The organism is Nostoc sp. NZL, from assembly GCF_015714705.1.
In the GTDB taxonomy this organism is placed as follows: Bacteria; Cyanobacteriota; Cyanobacteriia; order Cyanobacteriales; family Nostocaceae; genus Nostoc; species Nostoc foliaceum_A.
The window spans coordinates 17,220-33,404 of sequence record NZ_WBKL01000195.1; the positions used below are offsets into that span (position 1 = coordinate 17,220).

A 16,185-nucleotide genomic window follows, 5' to 3' on the forward strand; every position below is an offset into this window, starting at 1 on the left:
GTTGCCTTGTCTCCCTCGGACTCAAGGAAGAGGCGCAAGCCTTTGCACCTCTTTGCAGTGATAACCATCGAAGAAAGCCTCCGTTCAGAGTTCTCGCTGAGTTCTGAGTCTTGAGTCCTGAGGCAAAAGAAGTAAATCAAAAAAACAATTTCTTGATTCTTCACTTAGCACTCAGAACTCAGAACTCAGTGTTCAAGAATTTTAAAGTTTCTTTATAGCAAGCATCTTTAGCAATACCTAGTGGTAGAGGGAGTCAATTACTCCCTTTTTTCTTTGTGAAACGTCGAGTTTGTGGTGAACACTATACTGGATTTAATCATCCTGAAAAAAAGTGGTGTGAACAATGTGCGGAATCGTTGGATATATAGGCACTCAAGCGGCGACAGACATTTTACTAGCTGGGCTGGAAAAACTAGAGTACAGGGGCTACGATTCGGCTGGAATTGCCACTGTTTGGGAAGGTGAGATTAATTGTGTGCGGGCAAAGGGCAAACTGCATAACCTGCGTTCTAAACTGGAACTAATAGAAACTCCCGCTCAAATTGGTATTGGTCACACACGCTGGGCAACTCATGGTAAACCAGAAGAGTACAACGCCCATCCCCATTTGGATACGGCAAAGCGAGTGGCGGTAGTGCAAAATGGCATTATCGAAAATTATCGCGAATTACGCGAGGAACTCAAAGTAAAAGGACACGAATTTCGCTCTGAAACCGATACCGAAGTCATTCCCCATCTCATAGCCGAATTTTTAAAGGATCTTCCCCCCTCTTCTCCTTCATCTGCCTCATCTCCCTTCCTAGAGGCAATTCGTCAAGCCGTTAACCACTTGCGCGGGGCGTTTGCACTTGCAGTTATTTCTGCTGACTACCCCGATGAATTGATTGTTGTTCGCCAACAAGCACCTTTGGTAATTGGTTTTGGTCAAGGGGAGTTCTTTTGTGCATCTGACACGCCTGCGATCGTTGCCTACACCCGTGCAGTGCTACCTTTAGAAAATGGCGAAATTGCCCGTCTCACACCTTTGGGCGTTGAGATTTACAATTTTGCTGGCGACAGGCTGAAAAAACAACCCCGGCTACTCAACTTCAATCCTGCAATGGTAGAAAAGCAGGGATTCAAACACTTCATGCTCAAAGAAATTCATGAGCAACCAGGGGTAGTAAGAGCTAGTTTAGAAGCATACTTTAATCCAGCCGAATCTATAGAATCACCAATCAATCTTGGTTTAGCTGCGGATTTATACACCGATTTAGAACAAATTCAAATCCTCGCCTGTGGTACCAGTTGGCACGCAGCATTAATCGGAAAATATTTAATCGAACAATTAGCAGGAATTTCAACTCAGGTACATTACGCTTCTGAGTATCGCTATGCACCATCACCCCTAACGGCTAACACGTTGATCATTGGTGTTACCCAATCAGGCGAAACCGCTGATACCCTAGCAGCTTTGGCGATGGAAAAAGAACGTCGCCAAGGAAAAGAACCGAAATATCAAGCGCGACTACTAGGCATTACTAATCGCCCCGAAAGCAGCCTTGGTGATATGGTACCGCATATCATCAGTACCCTAGCGGGAATTGAAATTGGGGTAGCGGCGACAAAAACTTTTACCGCCCAACTGATGGCATTTTATGCTTTGGCATTGGATTTAGCAGCTCGTCGTCAGACAGTTTCAAAAGACATTTTAGAGAAAATTATTAATGGGTTGCGGCAGATTCCCAAAGAAATTGAGGCAACTTTAGAAAGTCAGGAACGTTTAACTGAACAGCTAGCCCACGAATTTGCTGAAACCCAAGATTTCATTTTTATAGGTAGGGGAATTAACTTTCCTATTGCTTTGGAAGGGGCGTTGAAATTAAAAGAAATCAGCTATATTCACGCCGAAGGGTATCCGGCTGGAGAGATGAAACATGGCCCGATCGCACTATTAGATGCGAAAGTACCTGTAGTTGCGATCGCAATTCCTGGTAGTGTGTACGAAAAAGTTATTTCTAATGCTCAAGAAGCCAAAGCTAGAGATTCTCGGTTAATTGGCGTTACTCCCGTCAACGATGGCGAAGCTGCGGAAATTTTTAACGATCTTCTTCCCGTCTCTCATGTGGAAGAATTACTTTCTCCAATTCTGACAGTAGTTCCTTTGCAATTATTGGCTTATCATATTGCCGCCCGTCGCGGTTTGGATGTCGATCAGCCTCGTAACCTTGCTAAAAGTGTTACCGTGGAGTAGTATAATTTTATACTTAAAATTAATGTATAATGGCTTCTGAAGAAGTTCTATGGCTTGCAGAAGCCATTTTTATGGCAATGATTATAAGTATAATATATTTATTAATACTTAAGTAAGTATTCGCTGGATTTGCAGTAAAGGGTAAAATTATCCAAATGTGATCGCAAAAACCCGAATGTATATTTTTACAACGTCTTTATATTACAGACAAGTCTGTAAAAACTTGAGCCGATAACATCCGAGTTAATTACATCTACCAACATTATGAGTGAAATCCGCTTACGTCAAATAAAGTCATACCTTCAAAAAACATTTAATGGTTTGATTGACTTATCAGATTATCAAAATAAATCTGAAACAGACAGAGAGTTAATTTTCTTAACAAGAAGTCTAGCTGCATTTACTTTGATGGTTTTAGCTGATATCTCTCCTCAAGAAGCATCAAAATCGATAGTTGATGGTGGACAGGATAATGGAATAGATTCGCTTTATTTTGACAGGCGAGAAAAAATAATGTATGTATTACAGTCCAAATGGAAACAAGACAGTAAAGGTAGTGTTAAAACAGATGAGGTAATGAAATTTACTAGAGGTTTTAAAGACTTGGTAAATGCTAGATATGACAGATTCAACTCAAAATTTAATAATAAAACTCCAGATATTGAAGAAGCGCTGAATGACGCAGGAACAAGATTTGAAATAATTCTTGTCTATTCAGGTCAAACTCCCTTAGCAGATGAACCAAAAAGAGAATTGGATGATCTATTAGGTGAGATGAACGATTCATCAGATATTGTTAGTATGAGAGTTTATAACCAGGCAAATATATATAACATAATATCTCAAGGAGCATCTGGCAATCCTATAAATTTAGATGTTTGTCTGTTTGAGTGGGGACAAACAAAAGAACCCTATCAATCATATTATGGGCAAGTGTCTGCTAGAGAAGTAGCTGATTGGTGGACTAAACATTCTCCTAAATTGTTCTCTTCAAATATTAGGCTTTTTGTAAAAGATAGTGAAGTTAATGAAGGTATTATCAATACACTAAAAAAAGAGCCGGAAAAATTTTGGTATTATAACAATGGCATAACAGCTTTGTGTTCTAGTATTGGGAAAAAACCGCTTGGCGGTAGTGGAAGAGACACGGGCATATTTGAATGTAAAGATGTCAAAGTAGTTAATGGCGCTCAGACTGTTGGCTCGATAGCAAGAGCATATCAAAATTCTCCTGAGCAGGTTGAAAAAGCAAGAGTTCTTATTCGTTTTATCTCCTTAGAAAATTGCCCTGAAGAATTTGCTACAGAAATTACTCGATTCAACAATACTCAGAACCGAATTGATCGTCGAGAATTTGTAGCTCTCGATCCAGAGCAAGAAAGAATAAAAAATGAACTTCACTTAGAAGGAATTATTTATACTTATAAGTCAGGTGAATCAATCCCAGACGGAGAAAAAGGTTTTGATTTAAATGAAGCTACGATTAGTCGAGCGTGCAAACAGAATGAGGTTTCTTTCGCCACGCGAGTTAAAGATAAAATTGGTGTTTTATGGGAAGATATAGAAAAACCTCCATACAAAACTCTCTTTAATAGATCAGTAAATGGTTCTAACCTTTGGAAATTAGTTCAAATCTTAAGAGTAGTAGAGAATAAATTATCAGAAGTACAAAAACAACGAGATGGAAGAGAAAAGTTATTTGCTACTCATAGTAATCGTCTCATACTACACCTAGTTTACAAAGCCTTACCAGAGAATTTTTTTAGCATATCATCTGATTTAACCCCAGTACAAATTGATGATATTCAATCTATGACCTCAAAGTTCTTGGGTAGTATTATGAGTGAAAGTAGCAACCTATTTCCAACTTCCTATCCGGCAAATATCTTCAGAAATGTCACAAAATGCCAGGGAATTGTGGAAAAAATTTTAAATTGAGGACAATACTGTAGGAGTCCCAGTAATTCGAGTTGGTACAAATGAGGCTTTTCCTATTCTTCAAGGAAATTTTAGAAATGCTAGGAGAGGAACAGGAGAAGGAAGTGTAATTTGAGACAGAATGGTAATAGTATTGATGCAAAAAATACCCCCTCTATTGACCTGTCGCAGAGAACATTTTCTCCTCTAGCAGGTACTGCTAAAGAAGCTACAGCAATTTCGATTCTCTTAAAAGTCAAGCCTTTGACAGATACTAAAGCTACTGAAGGTGCTGTTAAACAAGTTAAAAGCCCCAGAATTCTGCATATCGCCACGCATGGTTTTTTTGAAAATGCCCCAGCAAACAAAGAGAAAACCACACTTGATGATAATCCTTTACTCCTATCAGGATTAGTTTTTGCTGGCTTAAAACCGCGTCAAAGTGGCGGCGAAGATGGCATTCTTACTGCGCTGGAAACAACTGCACTAAATCTAGTCGGTACAAAACTAGTTGTACTATCTGCCTGCGAGACAGGTTTGGGGAACATTTCTGCGGGCGAAGGCATTTATGGTTTGCGTCGCGCTTTGGTAATTGCTGGCTCTGAAAGCCAAATGATTAGTTTGTGGAAAGTAGATGATGATGCTGTGGAAAGTAGATGATGATGCTACTGAACAGTTGATGGTTGCTTACTACAAAAAATTGCTAGATAATCAGGGGCGTAGTGCTTCACTGCGCCAAACTCAATTAGAGATGTTAAAGGGTGAGAAGTATCAGCATCCCTACTACTGGGCTGCGTTTATACCTTATGGTGATTGGACATCGATGGATAAGTGAATTGGTTTTGAGCGTCAGGCGATCGCTCTATATTACCAACTCAATATGAAATAGAGTGCGATCGCACCCAATTAACGATACCATCAAGGTCTGGAATTATTGATTTTGATTGTTTGAGATCACAGTACTAGTTTTTTCGTTTTCTAGTTCTCTCATTAAAGAATCAAAACCACTAGTATTGTTTCCACCTTTGGCAAACAAAGACTGAATTTTATTTATTATCGCACTCATATTGTCGGAGAAAAACCTACCAAGATTATTAACAAAGTTTTTCAGTTTCTCAAATATCCCAATTTCTACAGTTGAGTACTTATTGACAATTGGATATACAACTTTTCCTTTTTCTGTTTCATAGTACTCTTGCTCAGGCATCAACATAGATGTAAGTGGTTGCACCTGTTTTGCCATATCTGCTTCAGTTCGTTTATGGCTGAGGAATAAAACATCGTAAACCTTTCCATTCCAGCTAGCCCAATAATGGTTTTGGAAAAACCAGCGCTTATCATCATCACAATTTGGTTTTTTACCTTGGTATGGTGTAACTCCAGCTTCAGTTAAAAAAGGTTTGGCGATGCTTTCAACTGTTATTTTATCGATGCCAAAATATTCTTCTGCAACTTTTTTAAAAGCCCGTGCTAATGTCTGGCAATCTCCTTCTGGAGAGCCTTTTAATAGAGTTTCTTGACTCTTGCTCACCATTGTGTATTGAAATTGAATATTTCCAAAATTTTTGAATAGTTGTTCCAGTATTTTATCTTCTGGTAATGTATCGTCTATGCCATTTACTAGTGTTTTGGCTAGTGAGTACTCTTGTAAAAATTTTTGTTTTTTGTCTGCTGAGTTATTTGCTGCTAATATTTCTTCAGAGCTTGCTTGGTCGTTTCTGCTACCTGCTAGGGTAGTCTGCTTTCCTTCCTGGGTTTGCAGAGTAGGTGGATTAATTTGGTTGACTACAGAAGTAGCTACTCTATCCGCTTCTTGCTCATACTGATCTCCTGGTTGACCAATAGTGAGTTTTGGCTGTATTGATAGTTCCCGAAGGGGTTGCATTTGTGCAATTGACCCACTATCAGCACGTTTTATCGCCATTTTGCTCAGGTTATGACCAAACTGGGAAGAGTGTTCCTTTCCTTGCTGTAACGACTCATTCATCTTTGCCTGTAATACAGTGAGTCGTTCCTGTCCCTCTGGGGTAATAGTGCCATGCTTGGCTTGGATTTGGAGTTTTGTGGCCTCAAACTGATACTGTTGAAATTTCTGATTCTCTACTTTTGCCTGTACTATAGGCTTGTTGGAGCTAAGTTGAAAGTGAGTAGTTAACAGGTGCGATTGCAACTGACCTTGCTCTGACTTAGAAGCGGATGAGTCAGCTTTTTTGTGGATTTGTAGCCGTTCTTTCATCGCTGATTTCAAAAGTCAATAGTGGGTAATCTATATATTATGTCACTTCACATTGCTTGATTACTTATACTTAAGTCGAATACTGTTAAAACGTATCATCCATTTTTTCTACAAGACTGACGCAAACCATAGCTGAAACCTTCATTTTCAGGTAGTATTCTGTCAACTTAGTTTTGAGGGTTAAAGGAACGAACCACGTTCGCGTTAGCGTCTCCCCTTGGGAGAAGGACGCAAAGGAAGAGAAAAAAAGAGAAATTGAAAAATTGATTCATCCCTCAGATTTTTATTGACAGACTAGTAGGGGCAATTTATGTATACACGGAGAGGCTACTCTACGAGTTCTCTAACGGAGTACCCGCAAAATATTGCCCCTACAGCCTACAGTTTTGCGTCGGTTAAGAACGCCGTACATTCAAGCAACACCATTCTTTTCGTTTCCACAGGGTTGCAACCACCCAACCATTTTCTTCTAAGGCATCAGCAACAGCTTTAGATTGTTCTAGTAAGATACCACTGAAGATAGCCCAAGTGTCAGGTTTAGCGATCGCACTCATTTCTGGAACCAAATCAATAATTACATGAGCCAAAATATTGCAAACGATACCATCTACTGGTTTCTCAAGCAGTTTTGTCAAAACGTCTACACTTCCGAGTGCTGGTAGTAAACGTTCTGGATTAATATCGTTCAGGGCACCATTACTGATAGTTGATTGCACCGCCAAAGGGTCATTATCTACTGCATAGACTTTCTCTGCCCCCAGTAGCAGCGCTCCAATGGAAAGGATACCAGAACCGCAGCCAATATCCGCAATTACCAGATGTTCATGTTTGCCACTAGTACCCACAAATGACTGAGGAACTTCACTCAGCCGCATTTCCAAAGATTCCAAACATAGTTGAGTGGTGGCATGGTTGCCCGTACCAAATGCTACACCAGGGTCAAGACGAATCACTAACCGTTCGGTTGTTTCTGGTGATGGTAGCCACGCGGGGTTAATTAGAAAGCGATCGCCTATTTCTTGGGGATGCCAATATTGTTTCCAGCTAGTCGCCCAATCTTCCTCATCAATTAACTGCCATTGCAGTGAGGGAGATGAAGCTCCTACACAGAGGGCATCTTGGCGCAGCCACAGCGATAGCGCTGCCAAATCTAGTAGCTGTGTTTGAATTGTCGATAAGTAAGCCCTGACTAAAGATGAATTTCCTTTGTTTTCACTTGCTGTTCCCCGACAGCCAAAATCTTCCAGTCGCCAAAAGATCGAATCTTCTAGGTCTGGCTCACATAAAATCTGTAGTTCCCACCAAGTGTTTGCCATAATTCAGAATGGGCTACGCCCCGCTGCGCTAACAGGAGTCAGAATTCAGGAGTCAGGAGAATTATTTCTTCTGACTCCTGGTTCCTGACTCCTGAATCCTAAAGTGTTACTGTATAAGCGTCCCGAATACCAGGGACTTTTATAATTTCATCCAAAATGCCCTCAGGTAAAGGGTCATCTATACTCAAAGCCATTACGGCATCACCACGGACGATTTTACGACCTACTTGCATACTGGCAATATTCACATTGAAACTGCCGAGTAGAGAACCGAGTTTGCCGATAATCCCTGGCATATCGCGGTGCAGGGTAAACAGCATATATTTGCTGGGAGGGACGTTAATCGGGAAACCGTCAACATCAGTTAGGTGGATTTCCCGTTCACCCAACAAAGCGCCGGTAACAGAATGAGTACCTAAAGTACCCGTGGCTTCTAGATGCAGTGTGCCGGCATAGTCTCGAATGGAAGCATCACGGGTTTCAATCACCCGAATTCCGCGTTCTTTGGCTTCTATGCTGGCATTTACGTAATTTACTCGTTCCCGCAAAGCTTGGTAAAGTAAACCTTTTAGGGCAGCTACAATCAAAGGCTGACTTTTGTTTGTCGCTAGTTCCCCTTGTAGTCGAATATTGAGTACTTCCACCCGTCCGCCAGCTAGCTGTCCTACTAGATTACCTAGAGTTTCTGCTAGTTGCATGTAAGGTTTGAGTTCTTCCAACACATCGGGGCCGAGTCCGGGAATGTTGACGGCTGAACGAGCTGGTAGTCCTAAAATTACATCCCGGATTTGTTCGGCAACATCAATAGCCACATTCACTTGAGCTTCTGCGGTAGAGGCTCCCAAGTGGGGAGTGAGGATAACTTCCTTACCTAGCGATCGCAATTCAGATTCACCCAGTGGTTCTGACTCGAACACATCCAAGGCTGCACCGCCGATTTTACCCGCTTTCAAAGCTGCTGCTAAAGCTACTTCATCAATTATCCCACCACGAGCGCAGTTGACAATCCGGGCTGTGGGTTTCATCTTTGCCAGAGTTGTGGCATTGATTAAGTGGGTAGTTTCTGGGGTTTTGGGGATGTGTAGGGTGATATAGTCTGCTTGCTGGAAGAGTAAATCTAGCTCAACTAACTGACAGCCAATTTGTTCGGCTCGTTCTGTGGAAATAAAAGGGTCATAAGCTAGGAGTTTCATCCCCATTGTCTTAGCTACAGCCGCAACATGGGAGCCAATTTTACCCAAACCGACAACGCCGAGAGTTTTTTTGTAGACTTCCGCGCCGACAAAACTATTGCGATCCCACGCACCGCGTTTCACCGAAGCGTTAGCATCGGGGATGTGGCGAGATAAAGCCAAAATCATCGCTAGCGCGTGTTCAGCCGCAGCAATTGTATTTCCCTCTGGAGAATTGACTACGACAATTCCCCGACGGGTGGCAGCGGGAACATCCACATTATCCACACCCACACCAGCACGACCAATGATTTTTAGCTGGGTGCCGGCTTCAATAATTTCTTGGGTGACGCGCGTACTAGAACGAATCATCAGCGCGTCATACTCACCAATAATTTCGATCAGTTCTGCTGGTTTTAGACCTATTTTGACATCAACGGTAGCAACTTGCGAAAGAATGTCAATTCCAGCTTGGTCAATAGAATCGGAGACAAGAACCTTAGACATGATTACTTCATTTAAAGCTACAGGTTTTGCTGCACAGGACTTTTTAGTTTAGTCTTTATCTGTCGCAATTCAGCAAAAATTATTCGTTTTAATATCAACTTAACCTTTACTTCCGCTACGTGCTGATGGTATCGGAGCGTGAGTTGCTCCCAGTGGATGCTGCCTCCTAAGTATTTGAAGATGAGTGGCTGTTTGTACCACCCTGTCGCTAAATATAAAGCATTAATAGCACTAAGCACTTATATATTTATTAATAGTTAAGAGTTACCAAAATTGTATCAGCTTAAGCAGCTTCCTTGATGACATAGAAATGCCTGGATTCTTGACTGGGCTGCAACTTTAGCTAAAGCAATGCTTTGCACAACCAGGAAACGAGCTAGTGACTATTATATCTGTCAAATCTTGGCTGTTTCTCAATACCACAAGTGGTATCCCTTAGTCAAAGTAAAACATTGCATCATCAAGATAATTGGATTGTGAAAGGATAAATTATTGCGGTGTAACACGATAATGGATGTATTGGTATGATGAGCAAGGACAACAGTATCTTACGCCCGCAGAACAAATAAAACAAGAAACATAACACGCTCACCAAGCAGCACAAAAAGTGTAACAATTGACAGAACAATTAAGAGCGCTGGGAATAGATCCAGATAATCTGGGTTAACTGAAATATTTTGCAATATTTTCAACAAAACCGAAAACTTAGGTTTTTTAAATTTATGTATTTTTCATCAATGATTGTTGAAATTTCTACATCTCATCAATTAGATTGTACGCACTTGATACAATTGCGCCTATCTAATTTAGCAGCATATAACGCTTTATCCACTACTAGCAATAACTCATCACTGGTTTTTCCATGATCTGGAAACATGCCCACTCCACCCGAAACCGTTGTATCTATTTCTTTACCTCCAGATTCCAACAGTGAAGCTTGAAACGATAACCGGATTTTTTCGGCGTGCTGAAACGCTTTCTCTTGTGTCAGACCAGGTAAAACCAATACAAACTCCTCACCACCATATCTGCACACAATGTTTGGAGAGTCACTATAGTTGCGAAGAATGTCTGCAAATGCCTGAATTACGCGTAGGCTATGCCCGCCGCAGGCATCGCCAACTTGATGACCGAATGTATCATTAATATTTTTAAAATAATCGATATCCATAATTATCAAGGCAACTCTACCAGAATCCCGCGTTGCTCGTACTAGTTCTTGTGGAAATATCTCGTCAAAATAACGCCGATTAAACAAGCCTGTCAGTCCGTCCCGCATAGCTTGTTCTCGTAACTGAACCTGTAAGGTTTTAATTTCGAGTACCTGTTTTTGCAAATATTCATTCGCCTGTCGCAGTTCGGATTCAGCCTGATAACGTTGGGTAATGTCACGCAAAACAAGCAAACGGCCCGTTAACTGCTTGCGCTCATTGTGTAATGAGGTAATAAGTAGCTCTACATAACAAGGAGTTACCGAATCTATGAATATCTCTGTTTTGACGCTTTCATAAGTATGGTAAAGCCTGACGATTTCTGTCCATTGTGCCAGAACTTGAGCAGCAGGTTGTCCAATATACTGCTTTTTTACTCCAATCAGTCGTTTTAGCGCCGGATTAAAGTCAATAATCCGGTTCTTGGCATCCAACACCATCACACCGTCACTCATATTTTCAATCAACGTGTCTCTAGCGACAGGAACGAGGTCAAACATTTGGAAGCGAGACAGGCTAACAAAATAGAACAGTCCGGCCAGCATAAAGCTCATGGGAGTAATATTTAGACCAGGAGGAGTAAGGCGGAGCATATACAAGCTAGCGCCTAATATTGGTAATACTGCGCCGACTAATGCCATGCTTGACTGCCGACGATACAAAACTGATGGCACTAAGGCTTTCTGAATAAGCATTACTACCCCTGTAAGCGTGTAGACGTAAACACAGGTCATGATCCAAAAAAAACCAAGATTATGTTGATAAATCACAAAATTAGTTCCTTTGGGATCTGGCAAAAAGCCAGACCAGACTAAACCATGCCATTCGTTTGTTGCTACCAAAATTACATTGAAGGTAGGAATAGCCCATAGCAACGCTGTATTTCGAGGCGTTAACCAACGATTTTTATTTGTGAAGTGCATTGCAAATATGAGGAAGAGCGTAATTACACAGCCTGAGCCGACATATTCCAGCTTTGACCAAAATATTTTTTCTCGGAGGATAATTGCTGCTGCTTCCATTGCTGCAACTGTAGCGTATCCTGCGATCGCTAGCATCATCGAAATGAAAGGCTTGCTAGCCAAAGAAATTGAGCGACGCTGCCAAGCTGCAAACGCAACAGTAATTGAGATGATTACAGTAACGCTCAGAATAACAAAGTAAAGGTTGTACTGAAAATGCATGGTAACGAAGCACTTAAGAGATGATCTCAACCTTATGAGATAAGTTTGAGCAAGTCATGAGGTTCCAGCAATTTTAATAATCACTTGAAAGCGGTTAAGTTACAGCAGAATTATGATTCCTGAATTTTTACAGAAAAACTATTGCTTTTTAGGAATAACGTTCCTGATTCCACTTTTAGTAGAGACAGTATCACCTTTGTAACGAGGGATGATATGAATACTGGCGTGCATAATATTTTGACCAGCGGCTCGATTGATATTCATTCCTATATTAAAGCCATCAGGTTCAAATTCTGCTTTAAGAATTTTTTGTACCTTGTTCACCATAAACCAGCAAGCAGATTGTTCTTTTAATGGTAATTCAAAATAACTGCTAACATGACGTTTGGGAATAACCAAAACATGTCCTTTACTTATTGGATAGCCATCAAAAATAGCATAAGCCGTTGCTGATTCAGCTAATAATTTTAGATTTTTATGGGGATTACAAAATATACAATAATTAGATGAATTTCGCTGATGGTTATAGTGGACATATTCATATACTTCCCGATGTTCATCGAAGCAAATTGAAGTAAAGGGAAGTTTTACAAGACACTGATAGGTAGGTTTTTTGTGGACATAATGCTCTCGAAAACCTTCCCTTTTGATATCCCTTCTTACAGCATAATAAGCTTTGCCTCCTGGTTTTAATAAGTGTGATACTTCCATGAGAACATTCGTTTGCTCTTCGGTAAATAAAACATTTAAAACATAGAAGCAAATTATTGTATCAAATTTATTATCAGGATATTCTGGAAAATAATAAGGGTCATAGCCTGTAATATCACAACCTTTTTGGCGCAATATTTTAACATCATTACCAAAGCCACAACCAAAGTCTAGTATTTTGCCTTGGAGAAGGTTTTGATTTAATAAAAGCTGTGCAGGATATGACAGATAACTTCTTTCGATCGCAGTGAGATGGCTGAATTGATTTTTTTGCTGTTTCATAGAATTTTGGTGCTGATGTCCCAAAATTATTATTCCCAGCATTTCTTTAGGTTATGCGATGTCTACGACGGGCTACGCCTACGCATCAGGGTCAACACCCAGCTCACGTAACTTAGCTGCTAATATATCAGCGCGTTGGCGTTCTTGTTCAGCACGTTGGCTTTCCTGTTCAGCGCGTTGCCGTTCCTGTTCAGCACGCTGGCTTTCTTGTTCAGCGCGTTGGCGTTCTTGTTGGGCTTGTTCGCTGCTCCACAACAGCAAATTTCCTTCTGTATCCCACCAGCGCAGCCAATTCATAGTTTGACATAATCTTTCACCTTGCCAAATTCCGAGAAATAACTTTAACTCAGGAATCCAGTAGCGTCCATTAGCGTCTGCTTGCTGCAAAGTATATTGCCCATTTTGCAAGCATCGTAGTTCTATACTTGGTTCGTAAGGGTCGTAGGTTACGTAGGTTGGAACTTGGAGAATCTTTTCGTAATAATAGAGTTTACCGTAGGGTGGAGTTGAGCGGACTGATAGTTCTCCACCTTCTGTGTCTGAGAGAAATTCCATCACCACAGCTACAGCCGCGCCTTCTAAATTAGGGGTATAGCTGCGACGAACTACATTTGTTCCTACAGACTGCACTTGAGGAACGTAAAACCAATCAGGGGCTTTAACGACAATTTTTTTGTTGACTGTGGCTACAAGTCCAAAATTAGAGCCAATCAGCATTTGAGGTTGGATGCGTCCTGTGCTTCCCAAAGCATCGGTAAGCGCAGCAGCGATCGCAGGTTGTTGAATATTTTCCACTGGATCGTCAGGTAAAATGAAGTCGGCTGGAAGTGCTTCCCAAGTAACAATTGGTTCTTTTTGGATGGGGTTAACTTGTAGAACCATAAAATTACTCCTAATATCCATGCACAGTATATTAGTTATAGACTTTAAAAGAAAACTCTGATATTCCCAAGGATTTTAATTTACGGCAATATTTAGAAACTATTCGTGAACGCTACGGCAATCTGAAGTTAGATAGTTTAGAATGCGTAATATTTCCGGAAAAAAATACTTAATTCCTTAGCATGCGTAATATTGTCTCAAAACAAATCTTTACAGCACTTCTCCCGGTTGGGTGATTGTGGCATTATCTTTAGGAGAGGTTAGCGATCGCCCGATTCAAGATTTGGGAAAACAGTTCCCGGTCAGCAAAGGAAATACCGTCCATGGCCTCATCACGAACGGCTGCGGCGATTGGTGGTAAGACAGCTTCTAGTTCCTTACCTGCATCCGTTAACCAAATTCGCCAGATGCGGCGATCGTGACTGTCACGTTCTCGACGCACCAAGCCGCGTTCTTCCATCCGATCTAGTACGCCTGTTAAAGTCCCTCCCACTTGTTTGAGTTTGTCACCAATACTAGAAGTGGGTAAACCATCTTCTTGCCACAAACAGCACAATACCAACCAGTGAAATGGTGTAAGTCCAAACGGTTCTAGCCTTTCAGTAAACTTGCGACTGAGCAGTTGTGAGACTAATTTGATTCTGTAGCCCAAATTGTATGGTGCCAGATTTTGCTGCCACGAATCTAAAGCTGGGGAGGGATTAGATGTAGAAACCATTTAGCAAAATGCTTAGTATACGTACTATTATCATAACTAGAACGATTTTTTTTAGCAATAGTTGCTTTATATCTATCTTAGGGAAGAACTTGAATCAACTGGGACTCTTTGACTGTACCGATAATGCGGTGAGGTCGAGATAATTTAGAGGACTGGTCAGCATAGATCCAAGCATAGCTCAAAGCTGGTACTTGGGAAATAGAGGCTACTGGTTGGGGACGAGTAGGAAGATAGAAATTAAGCAGTACTTTGGTTTTAGCGTCTATATCCACATAATAGGTAGGATGAGATTGGAGAATTGAAGCGATCGCACTTTGTTGTAAAAAAGTTTTTAACCCAGAGTTATAGTCACTTAACAGACCAATGCTACCTATAGCCGCCAAAGCCAGCCAACAGGGAATTAACCAACCTGCAATCCAATAACGCGCTGTGAGAAACTTTTTGTCAAAGTGGTAACGAGCAATCCACACCACAGGTAAAATTAACCAACCCAAGCCCATAGCCAAACCAATACTTGCATACTTGCGGATATCAGAACTACCCCAACTAAAAATGCCAATACTCGCTATAACAAGTAAAACACCTAATCCACCCAAGCCATAACTGAGGTTTCGGGGAAGATTCTTCTTTGCAAAAAGATTTAATGCATTTACTTTACCTTTTTGAAGAGGGAATTGTGGGGGAATTCCTGTCTGGTAAATATTGCCTAGCCAGTTTAAACCCACAGATGCAAACAAAGCGATGAACGGATAAAGGCAAAGACTATAGTGAGATAAACGAGTGCTAAAAATACTAATTTCTACAAATAAAACAAGTGGAAAGCCAACTAATATTAACTGGTAACGAGGAATGGGACGACGGAGAGTTAAAAATAAACCTATAAGTCCGAAAAAAGCCCAAGGAAATGCTTTTACAGGAATATTCCAGACATAGAATAGTAGCCCATTAGACTCCCGTTCTTCAGAACCTAGTTGTACAACAAACTTGAGTAACTCCTCAAAACTTTGGCTTCCGTAGTGCAGCCAGCTTAACCACAGCCAAATACAAGTAGGTATTAAACCTACGAAAAAGCCTAAATATAAAATTGGGTTAGTAAGATGACGATGACGGCGATGTTCCCAAATGAAATAAGGTAATAAAGCTATTATTGGCAAAAAAATCATAAAGCTTCTGACTAAGAAGCCTAAACCTAAACTTAAACCAGCTAGAAAACTCCAAAAATAGCGAGATTTAGGATATAATTCTGTTTTTATTAAAGACAAAATAGCTAAAAGTACCAAGAAAATCATTGGCCCATCAGGTGTACTTAAGCGAGAATATTGCAGCCAGAGAAATTCTACACTTAAAATTGCAGCAGCTAGCCAACCTAATTTTTTGCCTAGCATAATTTTGCCAATTTCATACACCAGCCACAAGCTAAAAATGCCAGCAATCATACTAGGAAGACGCGCACTAGTATCACTGATACCAAACAGCTTGTAAAAACTGGCAATTAACCAATAAGGGCCAGGAGTTTTATGATGTGCTCTTTCCCAAGGAGCTATCCAATTACCAGAATCAAACATCAGACGGGCACGTGATGCGTAAAGCCCTTCATCATGTGCCATCAGGCTATTATGTCCAGCAGTAAATAGTAATAAGGGCAGTATCCAAAGTAACAAACTAAAATAGGGTAATGATGCGACTAGGCGGATTTGTCGCCAAATATGCTGCAAGAAGTGTAGTTTATATAACATTGAATTGATAAAAATTGAATACTGCTATTTAGGTATCCTGCTGTTATTAAAATATGTTACATAGTGTTTGTGAAAAAATA

General features: G+C 40.7%; 13 protein-coding genes. 5 read left to right on the forward strand and 8 right to left on the reverse strand.

What is annotated here, in order from left to right; translation table 11 throughout:
- Positions 1-343 precede the first annotated feature (343 nt).
- From glmS to F8R90_RS33585, 4 genes are all read left to right on the forward strand, one after another.
- Positions 344-2,233, forward strand: a complete 1,890-nt coding sequence (gene glmS, locus F8R90_RS28755; protein WP_196513475.1) for a glutamine--fructose-6-phosphate transaminase (isomerizing) — start codon at positions 344-346, stop codon at positions 2,231-2,233.
- Between the two features lie 264 nt (positions 2,234-2,497).
- Complete coding sequence (locus F8R90_RS28760; protein ID WP_196513476.1) at positions 2,498-4,171, forward strand: AIPR family protein; 1,674 nt, start codon at positions 2,498-2,500, stop codon at positions 4,169-4,171.
- A gap of 111 nt (positions 4,172-4,282) precedes the next feature.
- The gene (locus tag F8R90_RS28765; protein WP_269141810.1) at positions 4,283-4,810 is read left to right on the forward strand and encodes a CHAT domain-containing protein; all 528 of its coding nucleotides are present in this window, start codon (positions 4,283-4,285) and stop codon (positions 4,808-4,810) included.
- Positions 4,785-4,985 (forward strand): CHAT domain-containing protein, encoded by a 201-nt coding sequence (locus F8R90_RS33585; protein ID WP_269141811.1) that lies wholly within the window; start codon positions 4,785-4,787, stop codon positions 4,983-4,985. The genes F8R90_RS28765 and F8R90_RS33585 overlap by 26 nt, the downstream gene beginning before the upstream one ends.
- A gap of 96 nt (positions 4,986-5,081) precedes the next feature.
- Here F8R90_RS33585 and F8R90_RS28770 read toward each other — a convergent pair whose 3' ends face one another.
- The 6 genes from F8R90_RS28770 to F8R90_RS28795 form a co-directional block, all read right to left on the reverse strand.
- On the reverse strand, positions 5,082-6,386 hold the full coding sequence (locus F8R90_RS28770) for a hypothetical protein (RefSeq protein WP_196513477.1): 1,305 nt from the start codon (positions 6,384-6,386) through the stop codon (positions 5,082-5,084).
- A 395-nt stretch (positions 6,387-6,781) separates the two neighbouring features.
- Positions 6,782-7,702, reverse strand: a complete 921-nt coding sequence (gene prmA / locus F8R90_RS28775; RefSeq protein WP_196513478.1) for a 50S ribosomal protein L11 methyltransferase — start codon at positions 7,700-7,702, stop codon at positions 6,782-6,784.
- A gap of 98 nt (positions 7,703-7,800) precedes the next feature.
- The gene (gene serA, locus F8R90_RS28780; protein WP_196513479.1) at positions 7,801-9,381 is read right to left on the reverse strand and encodes a phosphoglycerate dehydrogenase; all 1,581 of its coding nucleotides are present in this window, start codon (positions 9,379-9,381) and stop codon (positions 7,801-7,803) included.
- A 763-nt stretch (positions 9,382-10,144) separates the two neighbouring features.
- Positions 10,145-11,776, reverse strand: coding sequence for a histidine kinase N-terminal 7TM domain-containing diguanylate cyclase (locus F8R90_RS28785; protein WP_196513480.1), 1,632 nt, complete (start codon positions 11,774-11,776; stop codon positions 10,145-10,147).
- Between the two features lie 138 nt (positions 11,777-11,914).
- Positions 11,915-12,769, reverse strand: a complete 855-nt coding sequence (locus F8R90_RS28790; protein WP_196513481.1) for an HIT family protein — start codon at positions 12,767-12,769, stop codon at positions 11,915-11,917.
- Between the two features lie 78 nt (positions 12,770-12,847).
- Positions 12,848-13,651, reverse strand: a complete 804-nt coding sequence (locus F8R90_RS28795) for a Uma2 family endonuclease (protein ID WP_196513482.1) — start codon at positions 13,649-13,651, stop codon at positions 12,848-12,850.
- 62 nt (positions 13,652-13,713) lie between these two features.
- On the opposite strand from F8R90_RS28795, the gene F8R90_RS33950 reads away from it, so the two are divergent.
- Positions 13,714-13,824, forward strand: coding sequence for a hypothetical protein (locus tag F8R90_RS33950; protein ID WP_442946767.1), 111 nt, complete (start codon positions 13,714-13,716; stop codon positions 13,822-13,824).
- Positions 13,825-13,901: 77 nt separating this feature from the next.
- On the opposite strand, the gene F8R90_RS28800 is transcribed toward F8R90_RS33950, so the two are convergent.
- Together F8R90_RS28800 and F8R90_RS28805 are read right to left on the reverse strand one after the other, a co-directional pair.
- Entirely contained in the window at positions 13,902-14,369 is a 468-nt protein-coding gene (locus tag F8R90_RS28800; RefSeq protein ID WP_196513483.1) for a MarR family winged helix-turn-helix transcriptional regulator, read from the reverse strand.
- Positions 14,370-14,446: 77 nt separating this feature from the next.
- Complete coding sequence (locus F8R90_RS28805) at positions 14,447-16,105, reverse strand: ArnT family glycosyltransferase (RefSeq protein WP_196513484.1); 1,659 nt, start codon at positions 16,103-16,105, stop codon at positions 14,447-14,449.
- Positions 16,106-16,185: the final 80 nt, after the last annotated feature.

Bases quoted from the DNA above. Each gene is read 5' to 3' on its own strand.
- glmS (WP_196513475.1), top strand. From the start codon at position 344: ATGTGCGGAATCGTTGGATATATAGGCACTCAAGCGGCGACAGACATT.
- F8R90_RS28760 (WP_196513476.1), top strand. From the start codon at position 2,498: ATGAGTGAAATCCGCTTACGTCAAATAAAGTCATACCTTCAAAAAACA.
- F8R90_RS33585 (WP_269141811.1), top strand. From the start codon at position 4,785: ATGATGATGCTGTGGAAAGTAGATGATGATGCTACTGAACAGTTGATG.
- F8R90_RS28770 (WP_196513477.1), bottom strand. From the start codon at position 6,386: ATGAAAGAACGGCTACAAATCCACAAAAAAGCTGACTCATCCGCTTCT.
- prmA (WP_196513478.1), bottom strand. From the start codon at position 7,702: ATGGCAAACACTTGGTGGGAACTACAGATTTTATGTGAGCCAGACCTA.
- serA (WP_196513479.1), bottom strand. From the start codon at position 9,381: ATGTCTAAGGTTCTTGTCTCCGATTCTATTGACCAAGCTGGAATTGAC.
- F8R90_RS28785 (WP_196513480.1), bottom strand. From the start codon at position 11,776: ATGCATTTTCAGTACAACCTTTACTTTGTTATTCTGAGCGTTACTGTA.
- F8R90_RS28790 (WP_196513481.1), bottom strand. From the start codon at position 12,769: ATGAAACAGCAAAAAAATCAATTCAGCCATCTCACTGCGATCGAAAGA.
- F8R90_RS28795 (WP_196513482.1), bottom strand. From the start codon at position 13,651: ATGGTTCTACAAGTTAACCCCATCCAAAAAGAACCAATTGTTACTTGG.
- F8R90_RS28800 (WP_196513483.1), bottom strand. From the start codon at position 14,369: ATGGTTTCTACATCTAATCCCTCCCCAGCTTTAGATTCGTGGCAGCAA.
- F8R90_RS28805 (WP_196513484.1), bottom strand. From the start codon at position 16,105: ATGTTATATAAACTACACTTCTTGCAGCATATTTGGCGACAAATCCGC.